This is a genomic window from Deinococcus aquatilis DSM 23025, assembly GCF_000378445.1.
Lineage (GTDB): Bacteria > Deinococcota > Deinococci > Deinococcales > Deinococcaceae > Deinococcus > Deinococcus aquatilis.
The window spans coordinates 48,341-75,091 of record NZ_KB899716.1; the positions used below are offsets into that span (position 1 = coordinate 48,341).

Below are 26,751 nucleotides of genomic sequence, written 5' to 3' on the forward strand. Positions count from 1 at the left end.
CTGTTCAGTTGCAGAAGCTGTCAGGAGTTCTGAGAACGGTAGGCCCAACCGGTCATCCGGGCCTCAACCACGGCAAACACCGCATATAGCAGCACGCCCATAGCGCTGACGAGCAGCACACCGCCAAAGACCAGTGGCACCTGAAAAGTACTGGCGGCCTGATTCATCATGACGCCGATGCCCTTGTTGCTGGCCGCCAACTCGCTGATGATGCTGCCCACGAAAGCCAGCGTTACGGCCACCTTGAGGCTGGCAAAAAAGTACGGCAAGGAGCGCGGCAGGCTGACCTTGGTGAACACTTCCCACGGCGTGGCGCCCAGCGCTCGCAGCACATCGCGGGGTTCGGGTTCCACAGTGGCCAAGCCCGTAGCAACGTTGACGACCACGGGAAAAAAGGAGATCAGGAACGCGGTCAGAATGGCAGGGACAGCCCCCACGCCAAACCAGATCACCAACACGGGTACCAACGCCGCCTTGGGCACAGCATTAAAGCCGATCAGCAGGGGATAAAGCGCCTGATAGGCTGTCCGGTTCAGCCCCACCAGTGCGCCCAGAGCCAGGCCAAGTACGACGGCCAACGCAAAGCCCAGCAAGGTGGTCGTGAGGGTCTGAAGGGCGTGCTCGGCCACAGCAGGCGCAAACTGCATCAGCGCCGCTACCGATGAACTCGGCGTGGGCAGGATAAAGGCAGGAATCCTGAACAGTCGGCAGGCCAGTTCCCAGATCAGAAAGAAGGCGGCGATGGTCAACACTGGTGGCAGCATTGCCTTGAGGCCCGTCTGAAATGCACCGGCCTGCGGCGCAGTTGCGGGCACCTTTTCGGCTTGCAGCACTTCAGGCGTCACGAGGCCACCTCCATCAATTCCTCGGCCCGAATCCGGGTTCTGACGCCGCCAATGTGTTCCCGGAGTTCACGGACAATTTCGCTGAACTCGGGCGTAAACGTTCCTTCCAGGGTGCGGGGGCGCGGCAATTCTACTTCCCGCCGCAGGGTGATCTGTCCAGGGCGTGGGCTCATGACATAGATGGTGTCGGCCAGCAGTGCGGCCTCGCGCAGATCGTGCGTTACCAGCAATACGGTAGGCCGCGCACCCATCCAGAGGGCTTGCAGGGCCAGCCACAACTCCTCGCGGGTAAAGGCGTCAAGTGCCCCGAAAGGTTCATCCAACAGCAAAATACTGGGCTGATGAATCAGGGCGCGTACCACGTTGGCCCGCTGCTGCATCCCGCCCGAAAGTTCCCAGGGGTGTTTGTCCTCGAAGCCGCCGAGACCCACTGCTGCCAGCATTCGCCGTGCACGCGCGACGAACGGCGCAGGGTCTTTGCGATAGGCCGCCTTGTGTGCGGGTGAAACTTCCAGCGGCAACAGCACATTTTGCAGCACTGTGCGCCACAGCAGCAGACTGGGATTTTGAAAGGCGATCCCGACCTGACCCGTCGGCCGGGGAGCCACGCCGCCCACCGTAGCGGTCCCCACCGCCGGAGTCATCAGGCCAGACACCAGTTTGAGGATGGTGCTTTTGCCGCAGCCACTTGGTCCTACAATGGCCACGAATTCACCGGGAGCAAAGCTGAGGCTGACGCCCCGGACAGCTTCTATCTGCCCATTTTTGGTGGCGTAACGCAGCGTCACATCACTGAGTTCAATGGCATTTTTGGCAACTGGTGTGCTCGGTGCGGTCATGACATCCTCACTTCAACGCAGGTGCTTTGCGCTCGGCAGCGGGCGGCAGATAGGAGGCATTAAATACGCTGGTGGGGGAGAGCGTGACAGGCAGATCAAAGGCCTGTTTGACGGTATTGATGCTGGATTTCAGGCGGTCGGGGCGCACCGAGCCAAGGCCCAACGCCTTGACATCGGAGGTCAGGACGCTGCCGCCAAGAGCGAGGCGCAGACGTTCGGTTTCCAGAGCCACGTTCATCAGGCCGTTGCGTTTCTGTACAGCGGCAATGCCCGCTCCAGGGTCCTTGATCGTGTCTTTTAGACCCGCATTCACAGCGGCCAGGAAGCCCTTCACGACTCCAGGATTTTTCTGGGCAAAGTCGGCCCGCGTAATAACGGCATTGCCGTACAGGCCACGCACACTGGCCGCATAAGGAAAGATGGTCAACTCATCGGCAGCCACGCCGATCTGCTTGAGGTTCAGTAAAGAGGTGAAGGTAAAGCCGCTGATGGCGTCGGCCTGTTTGCGGGCCAGCATCGGTTCGCGCAGGGCTCCGTCTACGCTGACCCATTTCACTTTGGTGGCGTCGATCCCGTTGGCCTCGGCAAAGGCCGGGAACAGTCGGCGGGATGCGTCACCAACAGGGGCAGCAATGGTCTTGCCTTCCAGATCCTTGGGGGTCTTGATGCCGCTGCTCTTAAGAACCACGATGGCGTGCGGCGGCGCGTTGTAGACCATGTAGACCGCGACCAGTTTCTGTGCCGGATTGCGTGCATTGAATTCCATCATCGCGTTGATGTCACCAAACCCCAGATCGTAGGTGCCCCCGGCAATCTTGTTGATGGCGTCGCCCGAGCCAAAGCCCCGGTCAATGCTGACATTCAGCCCTTCACGCGAAAAATAGCCCCGATCAAGCGCCAAAAAATAAGGAGCACTGGGGCCTTCAAGCGCCCAGTCCAAGGTGAATTTCAGGTTGGTACTTTGGGCCTGTGCCGTAGACACTGTCGACAGGACAAGGGCGGCACCAAGATTGAAAAGGCGTTGCGTGAGAGTAATCATGACAGCCTCCAGTAGCCCAGCCGTAACCAAGCGACCCATGCAGAATGTCACAAGATTTGACAACAAAATACATGAGGTCCAGACAATAGACAGATAAATATGATTAAAGTCTGCAAATTGTCGAAAAACTACTGGACGTTTTGGTAAAGACTCGCTATCGGTCTCTAGCTATTCTGAGAACGTCTACCGACGGAACAGCTTGGAGCAGTTCTCCGAATGGCAGCATGAGAATGTCCGTTTTCCTGCTGCCTGCATACTCCGTCCTGCTCGCCACCTTTACTTGCTCCGCTCGGTCAATGAGGCGCTCTCTTGTTGACCCATACTGTAAAAGGACGGAAGGTGATTGCTCCCTTCCGTCCTCTGTTCGTGCTGTTGCTTTAGCCGTTGACTACTTCGCCCCCGTTCACGTGCATCACCTGGCCGGTCACGTAGCTGCTGTCCTCACTTGCCAGATACACGTAAGCGGGCGCAACTTCGGCGGGCTGGCCCGGGCGCCTCAGAGGTACCTTCGCCCCGTGCTCACCGACCTTTTCCTTGTCCATGGTGGCCGGAATCAGGGGTGTCCAGATGGGGCCAGGAGCCACGGCATTGACGCGGATGCCCTGCTCGGCCAGTTGTCCACTGAGGCTGCGCGTGAAGGCCACCTGTGCGCCCTTGGTGCTGGAATAGTCCAGCAGTTCCGGGCTGCCCTTGTAGGCCGTGACACTGGTCGTATTGATGATGCTCGCGCCTTCCCCCAGGTGGGGCAGGGCCGCCTGAGTCACGTAGAACATTCCAAACACGTTGGTACGGAAGGTGGCTTCAAGTTGCTCGGGTGAGATGTCGGTCAGGCTTTTTTGTGGGTGCTGCTCGGCGGCATTGTTCACCACGATATCGAGGCGGCCAAACCTGTCTACCGTCTGCTGTACGGCATCTCTGGCAACCTGAGGATCGCCCACGTCCCCTGCGATGATCAGGCATTGGCGTCCTTCGCCCCGAACCATCTCGGCTGTGGCCCTGGCGTCCTCGTGTTCGTCAAGGTAAAGCAGGGCCACATCTGCGCCTTCGCGGGCAAAATGAACGGCCACTGCCCGTCCGATGCCGCTGTCTCCACCCGTGATGATGGCAACTTTGCCTTCCAGCTTGCCGCTCCCCCGGTAGTTGTCGCGCACGACCACAGGCGCGAGGCTCATCTCGGCTTCGCTGCCGGGCTGATCGCTCTGGGTTTCTGCGGGCACCTGCTCAGGCATGTCCTGAATGGCGGCGCTTTCCGGTCCCTGATTCTGGTCTGAGGTCATGTGTCTATTTCACACGTCTGGGCGCGGTTTGTCCTTTACCAGCCATGTACCTAATTCAGGAAGAGGACTCAGAAGACCTTGGTGCCGACCAGAGAAAACCCCCATCCCTGGCTGCTCGGGGTGGGGGTTCATGGACTCTGGACTGATTACAGATTCTTGACTTACAGCAGACCCTTCACCGTCTTGACCACGTTGGGCACGCTGAAGCCGAATTTCTCGAAGAGGATGGGCGCGGGGGCCGATGCACCGAAGGTATCCATGCCGATGACTGCGCCTTCCAGGCCGACCCATTCGTACCAGGGCTGCTTGGTGGCGGCCTCAATGGCAACGCGCTTGACGCCGGGGGTCAACACGCTGTCGCGGTAGCTGCGGTCCTGGGCGCGGAAGACTTCCATGCAGGGCATGGACACCACGCGTGCGCCGATGCCTTCCTGTTCCAGAGCATCGGCGCTGGCGAGGGCCAGAGCCACTTCGCTGCCGCTGGCGACCAGAATGACCTGAGCGTTGTCGGCGTCACGCAGCACGTAGGCACCCTTTTTCACGCCTGCATGGTTGCGGGGCAAAATTGGCAGGTCCTGACGCGACAGGATCAGGGCGGTGGGGCCTTTGCCGTATTCCAGCGCCATCAGCCACGCGGCGGCAGTCTCGTTGGCGTCGGCGGGGCGAATCACATGTGCGCCGGGCACAGAGCGCAGCATCGCCAGTTGCTCGATAGGCTGGTGCGTGGGGCCGTCTTCCCCGAGGCCGATAGAGTCGTGGGTCAGCACGTACGTCACGGGCTGCATCTGAAGGGCCGAGAGGCGGAAGGCGGGCTTGAGGTAATCGGCGAACACCAGGAACGTGCCCACCAACGGGCGCAGGCCACCGAACAGGCTCAGGCCGTTGGCAGCGGCGGCCATCCCGAATTCACGCACGCCGAAGTAGACGTTGCGGCCCTCGTAGTGACCGGGTTCCAGTGTGCCGCTATCGGTGATGGTGGTCTTGGTGCTGCCGCTCAGATCGGCGCTGCCGCCCATCAGTCCGGGCACCACTTTTGCCAGCGCGTTGATCACTTCGCCGCTGGTCACGCGGGTGCCCGACGCCTTGCCGCCGACTTCATAGTTGGGCAGGGCATCGGCCAGATTGGCGGGCAATTCGCGGGCCAGCATCGCGTCGAGTTCGGCGGCCAGCTCGGGGTAGGCGGCGTGGTAGCCCTCCATCATGCTGTTCCACTGGCCTTCTTGCTCTGCGCCGCGTGCGGTGGCGTCCATATGGGCCTTCACTTCCTCGGGCACCGTGAAGGGCGGGTAATCCCAGCCCAGCGCGGCTTTGGTGGTTGCCACGCCTTCTGCACCCAGCGGCTCGCCGTGCGCCTTGCTGGTGCCTGCGCGGGGGCTGCCGAAGCCGATCACGGTACGGACGTGGATCAGGGTGGGCTGATCCTGATTGGTTTTGGCCTGCGCGATGGCAGCGCGGATTTCGTCCAGATTGTTGCCGTCCTGTACGCGCAGCACTTCCCAGCCGTAGGCGCGGTAACGCTCGGAGGTGTCTTCGGATTCGGCCTTGTTGGTGGCCGTATCAAGCTGCACCTGGTTGTCATCGTGCAGCCAGATCAGTTTGCCCAGTTTCAGGTGTCCGGCCAGCGCCGCCGACTCGTGGTTCACGCCTTCTTGCAGGTCGCCGTCGCCCAGAATGGAATAGATGTAGTTGTCGAACACGGGAAACTCGGGGCGGTTGTAGCGGGCGGCCAGGTGATGCTCGGCCATCGCCATGCCCACCGTCATGGCCGCGCCCTGACCCAGTGGCCCGGTGGTGGCGTCCAGCCCCTTGGTATGAAAAAACTCGGGGTGGCCGGGGGTCTTGCTGCCCCACTGCCGGAAGTTTTTCAGGTCTTCCAGGGGCATGTCGTAGCCGGTCAGGTGCAGCAGAGAGTAGATCAGCATGCTGGCGTGCCCTGCCGACAGCACAAAGCGGTCACGGCCCGCCCATTCGGGATTGCCGGGGTTGTGGCGCAGGAAATCCTGCCATACCACGTAAGCCATCGGAGCGGCTCCCAGCGGCGCACCGGGATGCCCGCTGTTGGCCTGCTGCACTCCATCGATGCTCAGAGTACGAATGGTGTTGACGCTCAACTGCGCCACACTGGAAGTCTGACCCGTGGCCTGCTCTGTGCTAGTGGACATACCGCCTATCTTAACCTGTTAGTAGATGGTGTACACCGGACACGAATAGGCTGACCTTCATTTTCTGTCTAAGTCCAGCGATTGGCTGCCTGTAGATTCTGAGTAGGTCGAAGTTCATCTCTAGATTGACCGAGCGAAGCGAGTATCGGAGAAAGTACGTCGTCGTGGGAATGGAGCTTTATCCCGCTGTTGGGGATAAGCAGAATGTCAACTACGACGTAGTTAGCCCACCCGCTGTGCCCCGAAGATCTGTCCCGGCGCGGCGTAGTCGTTGCGGGCCGCCACCAACTGAATCTCGCGGGTTCCGGCGCGGTGGGTGCGCTCCAGCAGCGCGTACAGGGCACTCATGGACAATTCCAGCGCGGCGGCTACGTTCCCTGTGCGAACGTACTGTCCCAAGAACAGTGCGGCGATGGCGTCTCCGGTGCCGTTGCGTGGAGGGTCCAGCGGCAGCAGCGGCGTGCGGCACACCCAGGCCCCTTCCCCCGTGACCGCCAGGGTTTCGATGGTGTCCTGCGGCGCGTCACTGCGGGTCAGGCTGGTCACGAGCACGATTTGGGGGCCAGTGGGGTTCAGGCGCTCTCTCAGGGCGTGAGCGGCGCTCAGGGCGTCTTCGAGGGTCTGCACGGTTTGCCCGGTCAGGAGTTCGAGTTCAAACTGGTTGGGCGTCACGATGTCGGCGGCAGGAATGGCCTGCGCCGCGATCAGCTCCGGCAGTTCTGGCCGCACGAACACGCCGCGCCCCACGTCGCCCATCACGGGGTCGCAGCAGTACAGGGCCGCCGGGTTGGCCGCCCGCACACGCCGCACTGCATTGACCACAGCGCCCACGGTGCCCTCACTGCCCATGTAGCCGCTGAGTACCGCGTGGCATTCCGGCAGTGCGCCGCGTGCCTCGATGCCGTCCAGCAGTTCGGCCACCAGTTCGGGTGGAAACACCGCCCCCGTCCATGCTCCGTATCCCGTGTGGTTGGAAAACTGCACCGTGTTGACTGCCCATACCTCGAATCCGAGGCATTGCAGCGGAAACACGGCGGCAGCATTGCCTACATGCCCATAACTGACCCAGGACTGAATGCTGAGAATGTTGAGTGGCACGGTCTTGATGGACAGGTCTGAAGATGCTGGAACGGGGGCGGTCATGCCTCCAGAATACGGCCCACTCAGCGGATAGCGCTGGCCTTGAACGGTTTGGCACTGGTGGAGAACAAAACGTTCCAAGTGTCCCGGTCCACGCGTCCGGTCACGCTCAGGCTGTTGGCTGCCTGAAATGCCCGCACGGTGGCCGCCGTGACCGGGCCGAAATAACCGTCGCCACGCCCACCATTGCCCGGCTGTGTCAGAGCGATCAGACGGTTTTGCACGGCCCGGACATCCTGCCCATTGATGCGTTGGGGCAGCAGTTCCAGCAGGCGGGTGTAGGGCACCGGGGCCAGTGACGCGGCGCTGGTGGTGGGTGTAGGGGCTGGGGTGGCAGCGGGCGTCACTGCGGGCGCAGGCGTGGGCCGGGTCAGCGTCACGCCGTCGATTTTGGTGGAGTTGGCGGGCGCAGAACTGGCTGGAGTGGCCGCTGGGGTGGGCGTGGTCGGTGCGGGTGCCCCGGAGGGCGGCGTATCCACATAGACCAACGTCTGGGCGCGGCCATCCGGGTCGGGTTGCAGGCGCACATAGACGAACCCCGCCGGAGTCTTCAGCCAGTTGAACACGCTGCGCTGCTCGTCCCGGCTGCGCCACACGCCGTACAGGTCAGGCTCCAGCTCTGCCACCAGTTTCATCCGCACGTTCTCCACCGTGCCGCCTGTACCCACGCAGGCTTTCAGGTTGGTGCCAATTTTGGCAAAACTGGTGGGGCAGTTGCGGAGTACCCCGTCCAGTACCCCGGCCAGCCGAACCGCTGCCTTTTCTACATCTGCTTTGGCCGGAGCGGCGGCAGCAACAGGCAGGGCAGCAAGGCTGACATGGGACAGGGCAAACAGCAGGGCAACGCGCTTCATCAAAGTACAAGTAGCACGCCCAGATCACTGGAGTCTGATGGGGCTGTCAGAAAGGGTTGAGCGTGTCTTCAGAGGTGCAGACCTGCGGCTTTCAGCGCCGGGGGATGCGGGCTGAAAGTGGTTCTGCCACGCTACAGGCATGACCTCCACACAAGCAGACCAGTTGCCAGACCAACTGCGGATCACTGACCCCAGACAGGCCCGTGCCCTGCGGCAACAGCATCATTTTCTGGCCCGCTTCCTCACGCCGCATTCTCCGAGCGACGTGGCCGCCTCGTTGGGGATGGCCGCGAATCTGGCCCACCACCATGCCCGCAAACTGGCCGAACTGGGCCTGCTTGTTCGTCTAGAGCGTCAGGGTGGCAAAGTGCGTTACCAACTGGCCGCACGGGAGTTTCTGATGGCTTCCAGCCTGCTTCCACCCGAAGACAGACAGGGCAACGGCACCAAAGACATGCAGGAATTGTCAGAGGCTTTTTTGCACGCCTACGAGCGGTCATGGCGCTCCATGCAGACCGATGAGGACGGCAACTTCAGCTTTGGCGACCACATCACGCCCGCGCCGCCCATCAGCTTTTTGCAGAAATCCGCCGCCGAGCCTTATCCCACCCATCTGGACGCCCTGACCCTGCGCCTCACCCCGGAACGGTACGCCCGCCTCGCCCACGCCCTGAGCAGTTTGATTGCCGAAGCTGCCACCGAGCCGCTTACCGATGAAGGCCAAGCTTGCACATTGGCAGTCCTGGCCTTTGAGGGTATACCGGGTGAAATGAGTGGAGAAATGCGGGGGATTTCGCGCCGTCTGAATTCGTTCCTGGGGGCGGAAATCATGTGAACGTCGCCCTCCGGGCTGTTGCCAGCTTAGACAAAGTCGATGGCCCACAGCTCAGGGCCAGGGCTGATCCCCCAAGATGGAGCCAGCCAAACGCCCCGAGAGGTTACTTGTACTGCGGCCAGGGCCAGGTCTTGAAGTTCACTTCCTGCCACTTGGGGTGCATTCCCTCGTCTTCTTGCAGATTCACCAGTTTGCTGATGGCGCATTTCTGGTAATCCAGCAGCAGTTGCTTCTTGTCGGCGGTCTTGAAGTCTCGGGTCGCCAGAACGCTCTGCACCGAAATGGTGGGCACGCTCTGGGCCGACAGATTCGGGTAAAACAGCTTGGCGGGCGCGTAGATGGCCGCCAGTTTGGCGTTGCTGGGCACAGGCACCAGATTCAGACCACTGAGACCCTTGACCCAGGTGGCAGGTTGCCCGATGACGGCCAGCACAGCGTCTACCTGTCCAGCATTCAGGGCGGCAACGGCGCTGGGCTGGTCTTTCATGGTCACGATCTGGTAGGGCACTCCAGTCATGGCACTCACCACCTTGGCCGTGATGATGCTGCCGCCCCAGGCACCTACCCGCTTGCCCTTCAGATCGGCAAACGTCTGGATTCCGGTAACGGTCACGCGTCCAAAAATATTTTTGCTGGAGGTGGGCGGCTTCGCCAGCAGGTGGATTTCTTCGCGGTGCAGCGGCAGCAGCGTGCGAATGCCTTCCACGCGGGGGTCCTGGTCGATCTGTTGGCGGGCCTTCAATACGTCGCTCTGCACGAAGGCCAGGGAAACTTCGTTGTTCAGCAGCAGGTCGATGTTCTCCAGGCTGCCGCTGGTGCCCCGCTCACGCAGGTAGGCGCTCTGGGTACACACCAGGCCCACGTTTTTGAACATGGCGCTGTAGGTTCCGGTGGGGCTGCCGGTGGCGACGTTCAGGGTGGGCGGAGTGGCGGCCTGAGCCACCGTCAGGGTCAACAGGAGTGAGGTCAATGCAGTGCGCTTCATGGAGTCTCCAGGATGGGGCCGAGATGGGGTCATTTCAGTTCACCGTAGCCGTCTGATGTGGACGTGTCAGGGAGCGGGGCGGGCGAGGTGGGTGTGGTGGAGGTGTCCACTGGATTCACTACCGGGGTTGACGTGTCGCCAAACGCGCCATTCTGATCCAGATAAATCACTGCGCCGCAGACCACAAGGATCAGGGCCAGCAGGCCGCCGACAACCCGGCTGCGGCTCATGCGGGGCCGCCGTTGGATTGGCTGTTGCTGGGCCGCGACGTGCGTTCGCCACTTGCCAACGCCTGATCCAGCAGTTCGGCGTTGCGTCCGGCGCGGCGGGCAATTTCACTGAGGGCACTTTCGGTCACATGCTGGTCTTCGGCACTCAGGTTGGCCTGCTGAAGCGCCGAGGCCACATTGCCTTTGGCCTGCGCCAACTGCGTATCGATGCGGGCTTTCTTGATCTGGCGGTCAAAGGCCACCAGATCGGCCCGCAGATCATCCAGATGCAGTTGGGCACGGCCAAACGCGTCCCGGCTCATGTTCAGGTCGCCTTCCCAGCGGGCCACGTCGGCTGCGTCCATATCGGCGCGGTTGGCATTGATCAGGCGCTCGAAATCGGCCAGATGCCCGTTGGCCTCCGACAGTTGCCTGCCCTTGTCAGCGATCAGCTTTTCAAATTGCCCACGCTGCAAGATCAGGGTTTCGAGAGGCATGGCCCGCGCCACCTGTTCCTTGGCCCTGACCCGGGCGGCATTCAGACCCATCAACAGGGCAGGCATCAGGAAAATCACGGCCAGCACTGCCACCACGAAGGCCGCGATGGTCACGGTGGTCAGCGCCACACCGGCCACCGCCACCGCCGCCGCGCCCAACGCCGACAGCGCCAACACGCCGCCTGCCGTATACAGCGCGATTCGTCCTGCTGTGATCGGCGCACGTGCCCCCGAAGCTTGCGTCACGATGACTTTTTCCGGTCGTACAGGCTGGCTCATATCTCTCTTATACGCCGGAAAGGGGCAGGAGGTTGCGGATGCAGGGGGAGTGTGGGGGAATGAACGCCAGCAGGAGCCTCTTCTCCACGCCCTGCCCTCCACCGAGCCAAAAAAGCGCCCCCACCTCTCGGCAGGAGCGCTCCATCAGATATTTCTTAGACTTACGCGCCGACCAGGGCACGTTCCAGACCGAACATCCGGTCGTCTACGGCGAGGCTCTCGTTTCCGGCCTTGATGGTCGCGGCGAGTGCCTTGGTTTCGGGGAACAGTTTGGCAAAGTAGAACTGGGCAGTCTGAACCTTGGCGAGGTAAAAACCGTCGCGGTCCTGTCCGGCAGCGATCTTGGCGTGGGCAATTTTAGCCATGCGTGCCCACAGGTAGCCGTACACCACATGCCCGAAGAAGCGCAGGTAGTCCACCGCCACGGCGTTCACCTCGTCGGCTCCTTCCGGGCCGCTCATGGCTTTCTGGCCCACCACCATCGTCAGGCTGCCCAGTTGGTTGGCGGCCTTGCCGAGCTGATCGAGCATGGAGGCGAGGTCGTCGTCCCCCTCGTTTTCTTCGATGAAGGTTTGCAGGGTGGCGGCCAGCTTCTGCAACTTCTTGCCGCCGTCCATCAGCACCTTGCGGCCCAGCAGGTCGAGGCTCTGGATGCCGTTGGTGCCCTCGTAGATCTGGCCGATGCGGGCGTCACGGACGTACTGCTCCATGCCCCATTCGCGGATATAGCCGTGGCCGCCGAAGACCTGCTGGCTCTGCACGGCGATGTTGAAGCCGTTGTCGGTCATGAAAGCCTTGGCAATCGGCGTCAGCAGGGCCACCAGATCAGCGGCTTCCTTGCGGGCGGCCTCGTCGGGGTGGTGGTGCTCGGTGTCGATGCTGAGGGCCAGCCACATCGCCATGGCACGGCCCGCCTCGGTGTAGGCCTTGCCCGTCAGCAGCATCCGGCGCACGTCGGGGTGCACGATGATGGGGTCAGCGTTTTCGGCAGGATTGACGCGGGGTTCGTGGCGCATCTGGGTGCGGTCTTTGGCATAGGCCAGCGCGTTCTGGTACGCCGTTTCACCGATGCCGAGGCCCTGCAATCCGGTGCCCAGACGGGCCGCGTTCATCATGATGAACATGTGGTTCATGCCCTTGTTGATCTCGCCCACGAGGTAGCCGGTGGCTCCGTCAAAGTTCAGGAGGGCGGTGGCGTTGCCGTGAATGCCCATCTTGTGTTCCAGCGATCCGCACACGACGCCGTTGCGCTCACCGATGCTGCCGTCCTCGTTGACCAGGAACTTGGGCACCAGGAACAGAGAAATACCTTTGGTTCCCTCGGGGCTGCCTTCCAGTCGGGCCAGGACCAGATGCACGATGTTGGGGGTCAGGTCGTGTTCACCTGCGCTGATAAAGATCTTGGTGCCGCTGATGGCGTAGCTGCCGTCGGCGTTGGCCGTAGCCTTGGTGCGAATGATGCCCAGGTCGGTTCCGGCGTGAGGTTCGGTCAGGCACATGGTTCCGGTCCACTCGCCGCTCACGATCTTGGGCAGGTAGATGGCCTTCAGTTCCTCGCTGCCCACCGCATGCAGGGCCGAATACGCGCCGTGGCTGAGGCCGGGATACATCGACCAGGCCACGTTGGTGGAGTTCATCATTTCGACCAGCACGTTGCTGACGAGGTGAGGCATGCCCTGACCACCGAACGCGGGATCGGCGTCGAGGGCCGTCCAGCCCGCGGCGCGGTACTTGTTGTAGGCGGCCTTGAATCCGGTGGGGGTGGTCACGCTGCCGTCGTCGTGGCGCACGCAGCCTTCCTGATCACCCACGGCGTTCAGGGGCAGCAGTTCGCCTTCCACGAAGCGGGCCGCCTCTTCCAGCACCTGGTTCATCAGGTCGCCGTCGGCGGTGTCGTTCTCGGCATAGAACGGCATTTTCGCCAGTTGTGCCGGAGCGTCCAGCAGTTCGTGCATCAGGAATTTCACGTCGCGCAGGGGGGCTTTGTATACAGGCATAGGAATATCCTCCTCGCAGGGGGTCGCCCGACGAGGGGGCGCAACCCAGCATTGTTGATTAGACTCAGTCTAAAACTTTTTGGCGGCGTTGTCATGTGGGCCAGTCCATTTCAGTCCTGAACTCGTCCTCGGTACTTTTCTGTCTCTGAGGCAGGAACAGTGTGCCTTCAGCTCTCATAAAGCCTGAAGCATGGATTCATATAACCTTAAAAATCTGTCGAATCACAGGGAAATTCATCTGCCGGGGGGTGGGGGCCATCTGTCCCGCTACACGTGTCTGTGTCACCTCTCCCCATTTCAGGTATGTTGTTAAAGATCATGAACTACCCAAGCCTTGTTTGGCACCTCAAGCGAACCGAGTTGTTTGCGGATCTTGAGCTGACCGAACTGGAGCGCGTGGCTGCCACGACGCCCTACCGTTCTTATCAGCCGGGTGAAGTGATTTACCGCATGGACGACCCATCCGACGCGCTGTATTTCGTTCGCAGCGGCCTCGTGAAAATCAGCAAGCTGTTTCCAAACGGCAAGGAGGCCATTCTCGGCGTGATCGGGCAACACGATACCTTTGGGGAACTGCTGCTACAGGCTGATGAACGCCGCCCTACACAGGCGGAAGCTCTGGAGCGCACCACATTGATCGTGCTGCCGCGCGGCGAGTTGCAAAAGCTGCTGAACAGCAAGCCCGAACTTGCCATGAAACTGATTCGCCTGATGGCCGCCCGCCTCTTTGAAGCCCAGAGCTGGACGGCTGCCGTCAGTGCATACAGCGCCCCCGAGCGTGTGGCGAGCTTGCTGTACCGCCTTGCCCGTGAGTTTGGCCGCCCCCATGCACAGGGCGTGGAACTGGCCCTCAAGCTGAATCAGGAAGACATCGCCCGCATGGTTGGGGCCACCCGCGAAACCGTCAGCCATTCTCTGGGCAAACTCAAGCAGGAAGGCGCGATCATGCGGGCCAGAACCCCGATCATCGTGCGGATGGAAGCCCTTAAGCGCTACCTCGAACAGAGTAACTAGGCCGCAGCATTGGGGCAGCAGCACTGGGGCCAAAGCAACCAAGCCATGACCACTCCAGACGGACGTATCCGGCGGGCCACCACTGCCGATGCGTCCGCCTTGGCTTGTGTGCATGTGAGCAGTTGGCAGGACACCTACGCTGGGCTGATGCCTGCCACGTTTCTGGCCGCCATGACGGACGCCGCTGCCCTTGAACGCCGCCGAGCTTTCTGGGAAAGGCATGTGAACAGCCCTGATCACGTGACGCTGGTGGCCGAATTCGGGGGAGAAGTGGTGGCCTTCGTGTCGGGCGGCCCGGCCCATGACCATCCGGGTTATGACGCCGAATTGCATACCCTGTACGCCCTGCCACACGCCAAAGGTCTGGGCCTGGGCCGCCGCCTGACCGCTGCACTGGCGGAAGAATTGCAGGCACGCGGCTTTCAGTCCTTGGCCCTCTGGGTACTGGATGTCAATCCGACCCGCGCCTTCTATCTGCATCTGGGTGGACGCGAAGCAGGGGAGAAGATTGAAACGATTCCCGGCGGAGAGTTGCGAGAGATTCGGCTGGTCTGGGATGATCTGGCAAGTCTGATGGCAGGGTAAAACCAAGCAGAGCGGCGGAGCTACCCAGTCTCCGCCGCTCTGTTTGATCTTTGAGTCTTTCGACCTTCCAGCCCTTATTCCACCGTCACGCTCTTGGCGAGGTTGCGGGGCTTGTCGACATCCTTGCCCAGTGCCGTGGCCGTGAAGTAGCTCAGGAGTTGCAGGGCAATCACGTTCACCACCGGGCTGACCATTTCGTGGGCGCGGGGCACGTACAGCACGTCGTCGGCGTGCACGGCGTTGGCGGTGTCGCCGTCGCTCAGGATGGCAATCACCTTACCTGCCCGCGCCCGCACTTCTTGCAGGTTGCTGATGGTTTTTTCCAGCAGGAAACTCTCGGTGGCGATGACCACCACGGGCAGATTTTCGTCGATCAGGGCAATCGGGCCGTGTTTCATCTCGCCTGCCGCGTAGCCTTCGGCGTGGATGTAGCTGATTTCCTTCAGCTTCAGCGCACCTTCGAGGGCGGTGGGGGCGTTCACGCCGCGCCCGAGGAACAGATAATCGCGGGCGTGGGCGTACTTCTCGGCTACGGCCTTGATAGCAGCCACACGCTCGGGGGCCAGAGCCTCTTCTACAAGGCGCGGCAGTTCGCGGGCGGCGTGCAGGAGTTCCTTGGCCTGCTCGTCGGTCAGGGTCTTGCGGGCGCGGGCCAGCCACAGCGCCAGCATCAGCATGGCCGACACCTGCGCCGTGTACGCCTTGGTACTCGCCACGCCGATTTCGGGGCCAGCGTGAATGTACAGCGTGTCGTCCAGCTCACGGGTCATGGAGCTGCCCTTGGCATTGATCACGCCGAGGGTTTTCGCGCCGTGCTTCTTGGCCTCGCGCAGGGCTTCGAGGGTATCAATCGTTTCGCCCGACTGAGACACCACGATCGCCAGAGTGTTCTCGCTGACCAACGGCGAGCGGTAGCGGTACTCGCTGGCAACGTCCACTTCAACCGGAATCCGGGCCAACTGCTCGATCAGGTATTCGCCCACCAGTCCGGCATAGTAAGCCGTTCCGCACGCAATGATGGAGATGCGCTTGAAGCTGGCCGGATCAAGGTTGATGTCCAGATTCACTTCGCCCGTTTCATCGTGCAGGCGGCCAATCAGGGTGTTGGTGAGGGCGGTGGGTTGCTCATAGATTTCCTTGAGCATGTAGGTATCGAATCCGCCCTTTTCGGCGGCCTCGGCGTCCCAGTCGATGTGCTCGATGTCGCGCTGTACGGGGTTTCCGGCCAGATCCGTGACACGGAAGCCGTCGTCGTGCAAGACCACCATGTCGCCGTCGTGCAAAAAGACCATCTTGCGCGTGTAGGGCAGCAGCGCGGGCACGTCGGACGCGAGGAACATCTCGCCCTCGCCCACGCCCATGACCAGCGGGCTGACCGTGCGGGCCGCCACGATTTCGCGGTGATCCACGTGCGTCACCACGATGCCGTAAGCGCCGCGCACCTGTCCCAGCGCCGTGCGAACCGCTTCGTACAGGTCGCCCGAGTAGGCTTCTTCGATCAGGTGGGCCAGCACCTCGCTGTCGGTTTCCGACTTGAAGCTGTGGCCGCGCTCAATCAGACCCGCTTTGAGGGTCAGGTAATTCTCGATGATCCCGTTGTGAATGATCACGATGCGCCCGTCTTCGGTGGCGTGCGGGTGCGCGTTGCTGTCGTTGGGCAGGCCGTGGGTGGCCCAGCGCGTATGGCCGATGCCCAGCGTGCCTTCCAGCGGCGTGCCTTCCAGCAGGGTACTCAGGTTGGACAGCTTGCCCGCCTTTTTCTTGACCTCGATGTGCGTGCCGTTGCGAATAGCCACGCCCGCGCTGTCATAGCCGCGGTATTCCAGTTTGGCGAGGCCCGAGATGAGCACGTCCTGCGCCTGACGACCACCGATATATCCTACGATTCCACACATACGAACCTCGTCCCACACGGCACGAAAGGCTGGTGGGGGTGTCTGATTGGATTGGATGCATGTTGCCGGACCTTATGTCTGCGTTGCCGCAGGGGTTATCGTCCGGGCTTCCCGCACCTGTCTGGGTGCGGCGGGTAGGCGCTCATGCTCGCCTGAGGGCATCCGCAGAATGCTCGCTGACCCTCACCTCGTTTCCCCATCCGCTCTGTGCTTCTCAGCGGCGGGGCCTTGCGCTGCCCTGTTTGTGTTGCTTGCAGACCCGACACCACAGGTCTGTGCCCCAGTGTATCACCCTCCGCCTGAGCAAAGAGAGCAACATACTCATAGGCGTCTGAATTGCCACAAACAAATGGCCTGCCCCTGTTGCCTAACGCTCGCCTAAAGCTCAGCCGGGACAGGCTGCCGTGCCTGTAGAGAGGCTGCCTGATAGGATGGCGGCACGGCAGGCGGCCTGGCGTTCTTGACGATCACTGAAGTGATTGACAGTCCAGCCGGGTAAGTCCGCAGCACGGGCGCTTTCGGTGCGTCTATACCGGAGCGCAGTTGATTCAGCAGGCCATTTGGACGACCCGTACCCCACACAGCTCACCGTTTAGAGGACACCACCCATGCCGACTTACCTTTACAAAAACACCCTGACCGGAGAGGTCTACGAACTGCGCCAGAGTATGCGCGACGAAGCTTACACCACTCACCCCGAAACTGGCGTGGCCGTGAAGCGCATTCTGGCGCGGCCCAGCATCGCCTTTAAAGGCAGCGGTTTTTACGTCAACGACTCCCGCCCATCTTCCGGCGGCGATTCGGGCGGCTCCAGCTCTTCTTCTGGCTCCAGTTCTTCCAGCAGTTCGGGGGGCAGCAAGGGCAAGAGCGGCGGCGAATGACCCCCGGCACGCCCCGTCCCGTGGATGCGGCAGCCGTTCAGGGTCAGCAGGATGCTGCGGCCCACGAACCCCCCGTAACGGCGGCGCGGCCCAGACGCCCACTGATGCCTGGGTGGGGTCAGTCTGGGCTGGCCTCTGGACTGGCCGTGGCCCTGCTGATCTCGGCAGCGTTGGCGGGCGCGTATGTCACGGGGCGCGTCACTGCCCAGCGTGCCCTGGTCACGCCCGATGAAATCAATACCGTCGAGGTAGCGCAAAAGTCCCTTCAGGCCGTGGTGCGCGTCGATTCGCGGCTCCGCAAGGAATTCCTGCAACCCGGTGACGACCCCATCGAAGTGGGCACGGGCTTCTTTTACAAGAAAGACCTGATCGTGACCAATTACCACGTCATCCAGTATCAGGAATCTGTGAGCGTGACCTTATCGAACGGGCGGCGGGTCAACGCCAAGATCGAGGGTGTAGACCCCGGCATCGATATTGCCATTCTGCGGGTTACGGGCGTCACGGCTCCCAAAACCCTGAGCTTCGGCCAGAGCGCCCGCCTGATTCCCGGCCAGAAGCTGATCAGCATCGGAACGCCGCTCCGCATTCAGAATTTTGTGGGCGCGGGCATCTTCAGCGTGATGGTCAGCCCGCGTGACGTGCCCCGCAACGACAATCTGGGGTCGGAAATCGGGCAGTACATCACGACCACGACCAGCATTCAACCCGGCAACAGCGGTGGCCCCCTGCTGGATTCTCGCGGTGCAGTGGTGGGCGTGGCCGATCTGAACGCTGCCCCCAACGGCCTGATTCCCGGCACCATCGGCATTGCCATTCCCGGCGATCTGGTCAAGCAGAGTCTGGACGACCTCGAAAAAATCGGCGTGCCCCAGCGCGGCACTCTGGGCGTGACCCTGGTGGACCTGGATACGCTCGATCCGGCCCTGCGGAGCCTGGCGGGCCTGAACAGCAGCGAGGGCGCACTGGTAGACGAGGTGCCCGCCGGAACTGCCGGAGCGCGGGCGGCCCTGCGCGGATCGCTCCGCAACAGCAAGAGCCAGCTTCTGGCCCCCCTCGGAGACATCATCGTGGCAGTGGACGGCCAGCGGGTACAAAACTCGTTTGACGTGATCCGCATCGTGGCGGCCAAACGGCCCGGTCAGACGGTCACGCTGCGGCTGTGGCGCAACAAGAAGAGTGTGGACGTGAAGGTGACGCTGCTGAGGCGCACGCTGCAATAAGGGACAGTGAGTGGGCAGTGGGAAAGGCGCGGGGATGCCGATGAGCACAGCGTTGATAAGGGTTCTGTCGTTGCTCTCGGCACAGATGTTGTGCCCACCTCCCTTTTTCCACTCACCACTGACTACTCAGCACTTACCGTTTTCCCAATTGGCGCTATCATTCCCCCCGTCATGTATTTGGTCATAGAAGGCCCCATCGGGGTGGGAAAAACCAGCCTCGCGGGGCGGCTGGCTGCCCGTTACGGCGCAGACCTGAACCTGGAAATCGTGGAAGAAAATCCCTTCCTGGCACGGTTTTACGAGGACCCTGCCGCCTATTCGTTTCAGGTGCAGGTGTTTTTTCTGCTCTCGCGCTTCAAGCAGCTCAGCAGCCTGTCTCAGCCGGGTCTCTGGAGCGGCAACGTGGTCAGCGATTATCTCTTTGCCAAAGATTTTATTTTTGCGGCCATGAACCTCAAAGATGCCGAGTTCTCGCTGTACGAGGACCTGTATTCGCACCTGTCGCCGCGCCTGCCCACGCCCGATCTGGTGGTGTACCTGCGGGCCGATCCCGATTTGCTGCTGCGCCGCATAGAACGGCGTGGGCGGCCCTTCGAGCGCGATATGCAGGCCGCGTATCTGGCCGACCTGACCGGGCGCTACGACGAATATTTCCGCAGCTATCCGCACCCGCTGCTGACGGTGGATGCCAGCGGCTACGACTTCGTGGGCAACGAGGCCGATGAGCAGGCCATCATGGATCAGATTGAAGCGGCGCTGGCGGCGGGAAGGGGCGCAGAATGATGAAAGGCGGTCAGTGGTCAGTAGTCAGTAGTCAGTGGAAAGAGCGGAAAAGAATCCTGATTCGTGGCGGCACTTCACCCACTTACCACTTACCACTGACCACTCACACGCGGCGGAGCCGCTAGATGTACCTCGCCATTTCAGGCAACATCGGCAGCGGCAAAAGCACCCTGACCCGGATGCTGGCGGATCGCTACGGCCTGCGCCCCGTGTACGAGCCGTATACCGACAACCCTTATCTGGAAGACTTTTACCATGACATGCGGCGCTATTCCTTTCATTCTCAGGTCTATTTTCTGAGCCGCCGCCTGGAGCAGCACCTTCACCTGATCACCGGGGCGCAGTACGTGATTCAGGACCGCACCGTGTTCGAGGATGCCAATATTTTCGCCCGCAACCTCTATGAATCGGGCCAGATGGAAGAGCGCGACTGGGACACCTACCGGGGGCTGTATGAGGGGATTTTGCCCGCCCTGCGCCTGCCCGACCTGCTGATTCACATCGACGCCAGCCTGCCCACCCTTCAGGGCCGCATCGCCCAGCGGGGCCGCAGCTACGAGCAGAGCATTCCCGAAGCCTATCTGGATGGCCTGAACCGCCTGTACGACGGCTGGGTCACAGATTTTGATGCCTGCCCGGTGGTGCGCGTCCCCGGCGATCAGTTGGATTTCGTGCAAGACCCCGCCGCGTTTCAGTGGGTCTGTGACCGCGTGCAGGCGTTCGGGTTTGGGTTGCCGCTGCTGCGGTAGAGGGGAAAAGCTATGGGTCTAGATGTGATCATTGTTGTTGAGCATCGTCGAGCTGACGGCTGTTGGGAACGGGCAGAAGAGCTGATTCCTAATGCGTATCTGTCTTGGCTTGCTGAGGACTATCCTGAATTGGGGATCTCGCAGGCAGACCTGCTCCACAACCAATGGACTTTCTATCTCCGTGATCAATGGCTAATGAATGTCAACTGGCCTAACCGTCGTCCAGTGCCTAATGACATGAGCCAGCAAGCACAAGAGATGTTCGTATTTCAAACCAATGACCAAGAGGCAGCAGGAATGCTCCTGCTCCGTGATCTTGAAGAGACTGATTGGGAAGCGAATTGGGATGTCTGGAGACGAACGGATATTGACACTGAAAAGAAGCAAGAAAGTTTGGGATATTTGCGGGATGTTCGACTGGCTGTTTTAGACCAACTGCGCCCGCTGGGTGGCCCCGATGCTGTTCGGCTGATCTTCGGCTACAACTATTGATTCCCCAAGTCCTGCTCCCCATCTGCCCCAGACCCTTAACACTCCTCCCCAACACTGCTAGCGTTGGCCCATGCTTCTCCGTGACCTTGCCCGCAGCCTGAATGTCGTTCCCGATGAAGCCGTATGGCCCAACCCCGAACTGACCGGAATTACCCACAACGCGGCGTGGGTGCAGCCCGGTCATGTGTTTGTGGCGATTCGCGGCGCACGCTTTGACGGACATCAGTTTCTGGAGGATGTGGCCGCACGCGGGGCTGTAGCGGTGCTGGGCGAAGGTCTTCCAGACGGCGTCACTTCTCCATTACCTTACCTGCGGGTAGCCTCGGCGCGGGCGGCCCTGGCCGATGCAGCGGCGGCCTTGGCGGACCATCCGGGGCGGGAATTGAAGGTGGTGGGCGTGACCGGAACCGACGGCAAAACCACGACCAGTTGGCTGACCCGGCACCTGTTGCGGGCCGCCGGACTGCCCACGGGCCTGCTGAGTACGGTGGGGTACGAGCTTCCCGACGGAGAACTGCACCACTTTCCGGCCCATTTCACCACGCCGGAAGCGCCGCAGGTTCAGGCCACTCTGCGCGAGATGGTGGCGGCGGGCGGCGCGTCGGTGGTGTTGGAAGCCAGTAGCCATGCGCTGGCCCTGGACCGGGTGCGCGGTGTGCCGTGGGCGGTGGCGGTCTGGACGCACCTCAGCTCCGAGCATCTGGATTTTCACGGCACGCTGGAAAACTATTTTGCCGACAAACGCAAACTCATCGAACGCGCCCCCTTCGCCGTCCTGAACGCCGACGATCCGTGGACGGCCCAGTTGCGCGGCATCGCCCCCGCCGAAGTGACCTATTCGGCAGAGGGCCAGCACGCCGACTGGCAGGCACGCGGAATACGGGAAACGCCGGACGGCCTGCATTTCGAGGTGTTTTCTCCGCTGGGCCACTTCGCGGCGCACCTGCCCATGATCGGGCGTTTTAACGTCGCCAACGCTCTGGCAGGCATGGCGGCGGCGGCGCATCTGGGAGCCACTGCCGATCAGTTGGTGGCGGGCTTGGCGTCGTTCCGGGGCGTGCCGGGGCGGATGGAACTGGTGGTCGGTCCGCCCACTGGCCGCGCCGCCCCCCGCGTGATCGTGGATTTTGCCCACACGCCCCCCAGCCTCGAAAAAGCCCTGAGCACCCTGCGGGCCACCACCACGGGCCAACTGTGGGTGGTGCTGGGGTCGGCAGGCGGCCCCCGCGATCCGGGCAAGCGTGCGCCGCTGGGCGAGGTCGCTTCCCGCCTGGCCGATCACGCCGTGTTTACCGAGGAGGATCACCGCGATACGCCGCTGGCCGACATCCTGAACGAGATGGAACGCGGGGCGCGGGAGGCAGGCCAGTTCAACTTCGTGTCGGTTCCAGACCGCGCCGCCGCTATTGCCCACGCCATTCACGCCGCCCGACCCGGCGATACCGTGCTGCTGGCCGGAAAAGGCCCCGAAGACACGCTGGAGCGGGATGGGGAAACCCTGCCCTGGAATGAGGCCGAGGTGGCGCGGGCCGCACTAACCAGCCGAACCGCCTGACCGCTGCGGAGGGCGGCTGTCTTCCGGGGCTGGGCTTCTGGGGGTGGGCTTCCGGGGGCTGGGAGTGGTATCAATCTGGGTATGAACTCAACGGGTGGGGAGTGGGCGGGCAGGCGCGGCAAATTCACGGCCATGACGGCTTTGGCGCTGTGCCTGGGAACGGCGGGCGCGGCTTCTGGCTACAGCCTGCCCGTGAATCTGGGCACGGTCAGCAATCCCAAACTGCTGACGGGCGACAAGGCCGCCGGATTTCCGGCCCTGAGTGCGGCGCAGCGGGCGGCCCTCACCACTCAGGGCTTCGTGATCGCTCCGGCCAACTGGCGGCAATTTGACGCCGTGTACGAGGCCACCCGCTACGCCGACCAGCCCGTCCTGATCACCACCGATTCCATGCTGCACATCTACCATCTGGTGTTCGACAAGATGTTGCGCGATCTGGAGCGCGAATCGCTGGCCCCGGCGGTGCGGCGCATGACTGCCCTGTTGGTGCAGGATGCCCGCAGGCAAGCTGCGGCTCTGGCGGGCACGAACCTTGCTCCTCAGGCGCGGCAGGCGGTGGCTTATCTGGCCGTGGCGCAACAACTGGCCGACCCCGCTGCCAAGCCCCCGCCCGAAGTGGCCGCGCTGGTGGCCGCCGAACTGAAGCTGATCGATGCACACGCGGGTATTGCCAAGTCGCCCATTTTCGCCTCCACCGAACTGACCGAAGACTATTCGCAGTACGTGCCACGCGGCCACTACACCAGAAGCGAGGCCCTGAAACGCTACTTCCGGGCGATGATGTGGCTGGGGCGCATGAATCTGCGGGCAGACAAGCCCACGGAAACGCTGACGGCGGCCCTGCTGACCCGCCTGATCGACGGCAATGCCGAGGTGCGAACCCTCTGGGCGCGGGTGTATGACCCCACGGCGCTGCTGGTGGGGGCCAGCGACGACCTGAATTACCGCCAGTACGCGCAGGTTCTGAAATCGGTCACGGGGGGCGACATCCGGCAACTGGCGAGCGCGGGCAAACTGGCGGCGGTGCAGGCAGCCCTCTTCAAACTGCCCCCGCCCCGCGTCAACAGCGTGTTCGTGGTGGCCAAACCCGGCGAGGGTGTGGACGTGAGGCAGCGCGAAACTCTGGGCTTCCGGCTGATGGGGCAACGCTTTACGCTGGACGGCGCGGCCCTGCAACAGTTGGTGTACCGCGAGGTGGGCACCGAAACCAACCCGCGCCTCCTGCCACGCGGTCTGGATCTGCTGGCCGCTCTGGGCAGCACCGCCGCTCTGAACGAAGCCCGCACGCTGGGCGACGCCAAATTCCTGAACTACGAATCTCAGATGACCAAAGTGCGCGGCCAGTTTGCGGCCCTGAAGCCCGCCGACTGGACGGCCAACGTGTACAGCGGTTGGGTGTACGTGCTGCAAGCCCTCGCCCAGCCCGAGGCCCGCGACGCGCGTTATCCGGCCTTCATGCGCACGCCCGCCTGGACGCGCAAGGAGATGCTGACCGCGCTGGGATCGTGGACAGAACTGCGCCACGACACACTGCTGTATGCCAAACAGGTCATGGCCGAAATGGGCGCGGGCGAGCCGCCCGAATCGCCACGCGGGTACGTGGAACCCAATTCGGCGGTCTGGACGCGCCTGCTGGCCCTCGAAGCCCTGACGCGCCGCGTACTGGTGGGCCAGAAAGTCCTGTCGGAGCGCACGGGCGGCAACCTTGATGAACTGAAGAACATGCTGACTTTTCTGAACCGGGTCAGCGCTCAGGAACTGGCCGGAACCGCCCTCAGCCGCGACGACTATGACCGCATTCATTTTTATGGCGGCTGGCTGGAACAGATGAAACTCGCCAGCACCGACCCCGAAGACGGCACGGATGGCGGCAGCCCCACCTTTGATGAACCGCCTTACGCCGCCGTGGTAGCCGATGTCGCCACGGCAGGCGGCGAGGCGCTGGAGCAGGCCACCGGAACCATTCACGAACTGTACGCAGTGGTTCCCAACGGACGCGGCGGCGTGCAGGTGGCGCGGGGCGGCGTGTATTCGCAGTACGAATTCACCGTGCCCTCCGCGAACCGCCTGACCGATGAAGCGTGGCGGGCACAACTGAAAGCCGGAAAAGTGCCGCCCACGCACCCGTGGCTCAGGGGCATCGTGGTGAAGTGATACGGATTCCGATTGAATCCCGTAGTTTTTGGGATTCAATCCGGCTTGCAAAGCTGCGAAGCAGAGCAAAGCGAGTAGGAAAGAATACGGGCTACGCGATATGGACGCGCAGCCGGTGGCCGTGTTTCAGGAAAGGGGCCGGGTATGCGGTAATTAAGCGGAGTCCGTATGAGGTGCGGGGAGGCAGAGCCAAAGTCAGCGCTCTAGCCGCAGCTCTGCTGATCCTGACCCTCACTTCCGGCGGTTCCGGCCCTCCTTCATCTGCCCCTGTGCCCCTCACCTTCGCCCTCGCCGGAGACCTCAGCCTTGCGCGGGGAGTGGCGCAGGCGTTGGCAGGGCAGTGGAATGCCGCGCTGGACGGCGTGTATCCGGTCCTGAAAGCCGCTGCCACGCTGGGTAATCTGGAATCACCGCTGACGCTGGCCCCGCGCCGCACGGCAGGAATCGACCTGCGGGCCGACCCAGCGGCGGCGGTGGCCCTGCACGGTTTCACGCACCTGAACACCCAGAACAACCACGCGCAGGATGGCGGCGCGGCGGGTCAAACCGAGTCCGGGGCGACCCTGAGGCGCTGGGGCATCCAGCCCGTCTCCTCTGGCCTGACCGTTTCGCGGGTGCGCGGCGTGCCGGTGGCGTGGATCGGTTTTTTTGACGACGGGCACACGCCGCCCCCGCTGAAAGCTGTGCAGGACGGTGCAAAGCGGGCGCGGGTGGTGGTCGTGGCGGTGCATTGGGGCGCGGAATTTAACCCGGTCACGGCTCGTCAACGCCTGCTGGCTGGTCAATTCGCGGCGGCGGGGGCCACCCTGATCGTGGGCAGCGGGCCGCATGTGCTTCAGAGGGCCGAACGGATCGCCACGCCCCACGGCTCAACGCTGGTGCTGTACAGCCTCGGCAATCTGCTGTTCGATCAGACTTTTCCGGCGGCGAGGGTGGGCGCGGTGGTGCGGGTGCGCTGGATACCAGCAACCACGCGCAGGCCAGAGCTGGAAGCCTGCGCCGTGCCGACCCGTGTGCGTGCGGGCCGCGTGACCCTCGCCCCTGCCGATGAAGCGGCGCGGGTGCTGACCCGGTTGAACCTTCCGGCCTGTGGTGGGGCAGCGGGCGGGCGGGAATGAAAGGCCTGAGTCTGAGTCTGGTTGTTTTGCTGTGCTGCACGGCATTGGCAGGAGGAAGCGGTGGCCCATTTCCATCCCCGGTATTGCCGCCCCTGCCCGCCGTCTGCTCTGCGCTGCGCCTGCCGCCCACCTGGGACGTGCGTTCTGGCGCGTTGGCCGACATCACGGGCGACGGCCTGCCCGAATGCGTGCTGGCGCTGTGGCGTCCGTGGGCCGACTGGCCGATTCGCCGCTGGTCACAGGCTCCCACGCCCATCGGGGCCAACCGGGACGCCGCCGGAGACAGCGCCCATATCGCGGTATTGCGCCCGTTGGGGGGTGGGGCATACCAACCCGTCTGGATCGGCAGCGCCCTGTTTCGGCCCGTGCTGGCGCTGAAGGTAGGGCCGGGGGGCCACCTGCTGACCTCGGAGGGCACCTACGCGGCGGGCAGAGGCGGCCCAGCCGTGGCCCTCAGCGAATGGAGCTGGACAGGCTTCGGCTTCCGTCTGGAACGGCGCACACCGCTGGCAGGGCCGCCCGTTGATCCCTCCCCTTGATACACCGGGGGCAATAGGGGAGAGGCCGAGCCGCCGCGCCCGCCGAACGCCTACGCTGAGGCCATGCGCCGCCCCGCTGCTCTGCTGTTGCCGCTGGCCCTTGCCCTCTCCCCATTGGCCCTCGCGGGGGGTTCCGGTGGCCCACGCCCAGAAAATATTCATCCAGACGGAACCTACGCTGCTGGGCAGGTCTTGGCCCGACTCCAGCACCCCGCTGTGACGTTGGAGGCTGTGAACGGCTTTCGGTGGAACGACATCACCGGAATGCGGGTGCGTGCGGGCGGCGCGGTGCGGGTATTCGGGGCGTGGCGCAGCATTGCCAATCCCACCTTCTGGCCCACCTTGCAGGCCGCCGACCTGACCGGAGATGGCCGCCCCGAGGTGCTGGCACAACTGATGGTGGGGGAGGGCACGGGTTACGCGGTCTTCGACGCCCATGTACTGGCCCTCCCCGACGCCCGGAATGCAGCGCTCCGTGAACTGAAGGTGGCCGATCCGCTGGGGGCCATCCGCGCCCGCGTGACCTTTCTTCCCTCGGCCCTGACCATCGGCGGCGTGCAGCACACGCTGGAATTGCCGGAAGGCGTTCCTGCCGTGGCTTCGCGCATAGGCGACCAACTGCATTGGAGCGTGCGCGGCGGGCGTCTGGTGGCCGAGGCGGTGGTGCAGCAGGACTGGGCCTTCTCGGGCACCCTGCTGCTGACTTACCGCGTGCAGGGCGGCGAATTCGTGCCTGACCGCGTGGAGTACGACCCCAGCATTCAGGACTGATCCAGAGGGGGCGGCCCTTCTGCCCGCTAGCATG

At 62.8% G+C, this 26,751-nt stretch carries 25 protein-coding genes; 13 read left to right on the plus strand and 12 right to left on the minus strand.

Annotated elements, in window-relative coordinates:
• Window positions 1–20 precede the first annotated feature (20 nt).
• From F561_RS0113245 to F561_RS30330, 7 genes are all read right to left on the minus strand, one after another.
• Window positions 21–845 carry an ABC transporter permease gene (locus F561_RS0113245; protein ID WP_019010452.1) on the minus strand — a complete coding sequence of 275 codons (825 nt, stop codon included), beginning with the start codon at window positions 843–845 and terminating at the stop codon, window positions 21–23.
• Window positions 842–1,684 carry an ABC transporter ATP-binding protein gene (locus F561_RS0113250; protein ID WP_019010453.1) on the minus strand — a complete coding sequence of 281 codons (843 nt, stop codon included), beginning with the start codon at window positions 1,682–1,684 and terminating at the stop codon, window positions 842–844. Before F561_RS0113250 ends, F561_RS0113245 begins: the two co-directional genes overlap by 4 nt.
• 7 nt (window positions 1,685–1,691) lie before the next feature.
• Window positions 1,692–2,723, minus strand: coding sequence for an ABC transporter substrate-binding protein (locus F561_RS0113255; RefSeq protein WP_019010454.1), 1,032 nt, complete (start codon window positions 2,721–2,723; stop codon window positions 1,692–1,694).
• Between the two features lie 377 nt (window positions 2,724–3,100).
• The gene (locus F561_RS0113260) at window positions 3,101–4,000 is read right to left on the minus strand and encodes an SDR family oxidoreductase (protein WP_019010455.1); all 900 of its coding nucleotides are present in this window, start codon (window positions 3,998–4,000) and stop codon (window positions 3,101–3,103) included.
• 161 nt (window positions 4,001–4,161) lie between these two features.
• On the minus strand, window positions 4,162–6,162 hold the full coding sequence (gene tkt / locus F561_RS0113265) for a transketolase (protein ID WP_051096917.1): 2,001 nt from the start codon (window positions 6,160–6,162) through the stop codon (window positions 4,162–4,164).
• A 222-nt stretch (window positions 6,163–6,384) separates the two neighbouring features.
• Entirely contained in the window at window positions 6,385–7,305 is a 921-nt protein-coding gene (gene pdxY, locus F561_RS0113270) for a pyridoxal kinase PdxY (protein ID WP_019010457.1), read from the minus strand.
• Window positions 7,306–7,325: 20 nt separating this feature from the next.
• Window positions 7,326–8,156, minus strand: coding sequence for a peptidoglycan-binding domain-containing protein (locus F561_RS30330; protein ID WP_019010458.1), 831 nt, complete (start codon window positions 8,154–8,156; stop codon window positions 7,326–7,328).
• A 139-nt stretch (window positions 8,157–8,295) separates the two neighbouring features.
• Here F561_RS30330 and F561_RS0113280 point away from each other — a divergent pair, with 139 nt between their 5' ends.
• A complete protein-coding gene (locus F561_RS0113280) occupies window positions 8,296–8,991 on the plus strand; it encodes a winged helix-turn-helix domain-containing protein (protein WP_019010459.1) in 696 nt (231 codons plus the stop codon).
• 103 nt (window positions 8,992–9,094) lie between these two features.
• Here F561_RS0113280 and F561_RS0113285 read toward each other — a convergent pair whose 3' ends face one another.
• From F561_RS0113285 to F561_RS0113305, 4 genes are all read right to left on the minus strand, one after another.
• Window positions 9,095–9,976 carry a TAXI family TRAP transporter solute-binding subunit gene (locus F561_RS0113285; RefSeq protein WP_019010460.1) on the minus strand — a complete coding sequence of 294 codons (882 nt, stop codon included), beginning with the start codon at window positions 9,974–9,976 and terminating at the stop codon, window positions 9,095–9,097.
• A gap of 29 nt (window positions 9,977–10,005) precedes the next feature.
• The gene (locus F561_RS0113290) at window positions 10,006–10,206 is read right to left on the minus strand and encodes a hypothetical protein (RefSeq protein WP_019010461.1); all 201 of its coding nucleotides are present in this window, start codon (window positions 10,204–10,206) and stop codon (window positions 10,006–10,008) included.
• Complete coding sequence (locus F561_RS0113295; RefSeq protein ID WP_019010462.1) at window positions 10,203–10,961, minus strand: hypothetical protein; 759 nt, start codon at window positions 10,959–10,961, stop codon at window positions 10,203–10,205. Before F561_RS0113295 ends, F561_RS0113290 begins: the two co-directional genes overlap by 4 nt.
• A 161-nt stretch (window positions 10,962–11,122) precedes the next feature.
• Window positions 11,123–12,958, minus strand: coding sequence for an acyl-CoA dehydrogenase C-terminal domain-containing protein (locus F561_RS0113305; protein WP_019010464.1), 1,836 nt, complete (start codon window positions 12,956–12,958; stop codon window positions 11,123–11,125).
• Window positions 12,959–13,276: 318 nt separating this feature from the next.
• Here F561_RS0113305 and F561_RS0113310 point away from each other — a divergent pair, with 318 nt between their 5' ends.
• Both F561_RS0113310 and F561_RS0113315 read left to right on the plus strand, forming a co-directional pair.
• On the plus strand, window positions 13,277–13,972 hold the full coding sequence (locus F561_RS0113310; RefSeq protein WP_026298891.1) for a Crp/Fnr family transcriptional regulator: 696 nt from the start codon (window positions 13,277–13,279) through the stop codon (window positions 13,970–13,972).
• 45 nt (window positions 13,973–14,017) lie between these two features.
• Entirely contained in the window at window positions 14,018–14,557 is a 540-nt protein-coding gene (locus F561_RS0113315) for a GNAT family N-acetyltransferase (protein WP_019010466.1), read from the plus strand.
• 74 nt (window positions 14,558–14,631) lie between these two features.
• On the opposite strand, the gene glmS is transcribed toward F561_RS0113315, so the two are convergent.
• Window positions 14,632–16,452 carry a glutamine--fructose-6-phosphate transaminase (isomerizing) gene (gene glmS / locus F561_RS0113320; RefSeq protein ID WP_026298892.1) on the minus strand — a complete coding sequence of 607 codons (1,821 nt, stop codon included), beginning with the start codon at window positions 16,450–16,452 and terminating at the stop codon, window positions 14,632–14,634.
• 608 nt (window positions 16,453–17,060) lie between these two features.
• Between glmS and F561_RS0113325 the strand changes: the two genes are divergently transcribed.
• From F561_RS0113325 to F561_RS0113370, 10 genes are all read left to right on the plus strand, one after another.
• Window positions 17,061–17,333, plus strand: a complete 273-nt coding sequence (locus F561_RS0113325; RefSeq protein ID WP_019010468.1) for an FmdB family zinc ribbon protein — start codon at window positions 17,061–17,063, stop codon at window positions 17,331–17,333.
• Window positions 17,330–18,556 (plus strand): S1C family serine protease, encoded by a 1,227-nt coding sequence (locus F561_RS0113330; protein WP_019010469.1) that lies wholly within the window; start codon window positions 17,330–17,332, stop codon window positions 18,554–18,556. Before F561_RS0113325 ends, F561_RS0113330 begins: the two co-directional genes overlap by 4 nt.
• 171 nt (window positions 18,557–18,727) lie before the next feature.
• The gene (locus F561_RS0113335; RefSeq protein WP_019010470.1) at window positions 18,728–19,339 is read left to right on the plus strand and encodes a deoxynucleoside kinase; all 612 of its coding nucleotides are present in this window, start codon (window positions 18,728–18,730) and stop codon (window positions 19,337–19,339) included.
• 125 nt (window positions 19,340–19,464) lie between these two features.
• The gene (locus F561_RS0113340; RefSeq protein WP_019010471.1) at window positions 19,465–20,088 is read left to right on the plus strand and encodes a deoxynucleoside kinase; all 624 of its coding nucleotides are present in this window, start codon (window positions 19,465–19,467) and stop codon (window positions 20,086–20,088) included.
• Window positions 20,089–20,100: 12 nt separating this feature from the next.
• A complete protein-coding gene (locus tag F561_RS0113345; protein WP_019010472.1) occupies window positions 20,101–20,580 on the plus strand; it encodes a hypothetical protein in 480 nt (159 codons plus the stop codon).
• 70 nt (window positions 20,581–20,650) lie between these two features.
• Window positions 20,651–22,135 (plus strand): UDP-N-acetylmuramoyl-L-alanyl-D-glutamate--2,6-diaminopimelate ligase, encoded by a 1,485-nt coding sequence (locus F561_RS0113350; protein ID WP_019010473.1) that lies wholly within the window; start codon window positions 20,651–20,653, stop codon window positions 22,133–22,135.
• Window positions 22,136–22,216: 81 nt separating this feature from the next.
• A complete protein-coding gene (locus F561_RS0113355) occupies window positions 22,217–24,289 on the plus strand; it encodes a DUF3160 domain-containing protein (protein ID WP_019010474.1) in 2,073 nt (690 codons plus the stop codon).
• Between the two features lie 173 nt (window positions 24,290–24,462).
• Complete coding sequence (locus F561_RS0113360; RefSeq protein WP_157451844.1) at window positions 24,463–25,407, plus strand: CapA family protein; 945 nt, start codon at window positions 24,463–24,465, stop codon at window positions 25,405–25,407.
• Window positions 25,404–25,946 carry a hypothetical protein gene (locus F561_RS0113365; protein ID WP_083922433.1) on the plus strand — a complete coding sequence of 181 codons (543 nt, stop codon included), beginning with the start codon at window positions 25,404–25,406 and terminating at the stop codon, window positions 25,944–25,946. Before F561_RS0113360 ends, F561_RS0113365 begins: the two co-directional genes overlap by 4 nt.
• 63 nt (window positions 25,947–26,009) lie before the next feature.
• Window positions 26,010–26,717 carry a hypothetical protein gene (locus F561_RS0113370; RefSeq protein ID WP_019010477.1) on the plus strand — a complete coding sequence of 236 codons (708 nt, stop codon included), beginning with the start codon at window positions 26,010–26,012 and terminating at the stop codon, window positions 26,715–26,717.
• The last annotated feature ends 34 nt before the right edge of the window (window positions 26,718–26,751 follow it).

Excerpts from the sequence above, each read along its gene's own strand:
- F561_RS30330 (WP_019010458.1), bottom strand. The coding sequence starts at position 8,156 with ATGAAGCGCGTTGCCCTGCTGTTTGCCCTGTCCCATGTCAGCCTTGCT.
- F561_RS0113325 (WP_019010468.1), top strand. The coding sequence starts at position 17,061 with ATGCCGACTTACCTTTACAAAAACACCCTGACCGGAGAGGTCTACGAA.
- tkt (WP_051096917.1), bottom strand. The coding sequence starts at position 6,162 with ATGTCCACTAGCACAGAGCAGGCCACGGGTCAGACTTCCAGTGTGGCG.
- F561_RS0113365 (WP_083922433.1), top strand. The coding sequence starts at position 25,404 with ATGAAAGGCCTGAGTCTGAGTCTGGTTGTTTTGCTGTGCTGCACGGCA.
- F561_RS0113285 (WP_019010460.1), bottom strand. The coding sequence starts at position 9,976 with ATGAAGCGCACTGCATTGACCTCACTCCTGTTGACCCTGACGGTGGCT.
- F561_RS0113350 (WP_019010473.1), top strand. The coding sequence starts at position 20,651 with ATGCTTCTCCGTGACCTTGCCCGCAGCCTGAATGTCGTTCCCGATGAA.
- F561_RS0113330 (WP_019010469.1), top strand. The coding sequence starts at position 17,330 with ATGACCCCCGGCACGCCCCGTCCCGTGGATGCGGCAGCCGTTCAGGGT.
- F561_RS0113290 (WP_019010461.1), bottom strand. The coding sequence starts at position 10,206 with ATGAGCCGCAGCCGGGTTGTCGGCGGCCTGCTGGCCCTGATCCTTGTG.
- F561_RS0113355 (WP_019010474.1), top strand. The coding sequence starts at position 22,217 with ATGAACTCAACGGGTGGGGAGTGGGCGGGCAGGCGCGGCAAATTCACG.
- F561_RS0113295 (WP_019010462.1), bottom strand. The coding sequence starts at position 10,961 with ATGAGCCAGCCTGTACGACCGGAAAAAGTCATCGTGACGCAAGCTTCG.
- pdxY (WP_019010457.1), bottom strand. The coding sequence starts at position 7,305 with ATGACCGCCCCCGTTCCAGCATCTTCAGACCTGTCCATCAAGACCGTG.
- F561_RS0113345 (WP_019010472.1), top strand. The coding sequence starts at position 20,101 with ATGGGTCTAGATGTGATCATTGTTGTTGAGCATCGTCGAGCTGACGGC.
- F561_RS0113310 (WP_026298891.1), top strand. The coding sequence starts at position 13,277 with ATGAACTACCCAAGCCTTGTTTGGCACCTCAAGCGAACCGAGTTGTTT.
- F561_RS0113370 (WP_019010477.1), top strand. The coding sequence starts at position 26,010 with ATGCGCCGCCCCGCTGCTCTGCTGTTGCCGCTGGCCCTTGCCCTCTCC.
- F561_RS0113260 (WP_019010455.1), bottom strand. The coding sequence starts at position 4,000 with ATGACCTCAGACCAGAATCAGGGACCGGAAAGCGCCGCCATTCAGGAC.
- F561_RS0113305 (WP_019010464.1), bottom strand. The coding sequence starts at position 12,958 with ATGCCTGTATACAAAGCCCCCCTGCGCGACGTGAAATTCCTGATGCAC.
- F561_RS0113255 (WP_019010454.1), bottom strand. The coding sequence starts at position 2,723 with ATGATTACTCTCACGCAACGCCTTTTCAATCTTGGTGCCGCCCTTGTC.
- F561_RS0113340 (WP_019010471.1), top strand. The coding sequence starts at position 19,465 with ATGTACCTCGCCATTTCAGGCAACATCGGCAGCGGCAAAAGCACCCTG.
- F561_RS0113335 (WP_019010470.1), top strand. The coding sequence starts at position 18,728 with ATGTATTTGGTCATAGAAGGCCCCATCGGGGTGGGAAAAACCAGCCTC.
- glmS (WP_026298892.1), bottom strand. The coding sequence starts at position 16,452 with ATGTGTGGAATCGTAGGATATATCGGTGGTCGTCAGGCGCAGGACGTG.
- F561_RS0113315 (WP_019010466.1), top strand. The coding sequence starts at position 14,018 with ATGACCACTCCAGACGGACGTATCCGGCGGGCCACCACTGCCGATGCG.
- F561_RS0113280 (WP_019010459.1), top strand. The coding sequence starts at position 8,296 with ATGACCTCCACACAAGCAGACCAGTTGCCAGACCAACTGCGGATCACT.
- F561_RS0113250 (WP_019010453.1), bottom strand. The coding sequence starts at position 1,684 with ATGACCGCACCGAGCACACCAGTTGCCAAAAATGCCATTGAACTCAGT.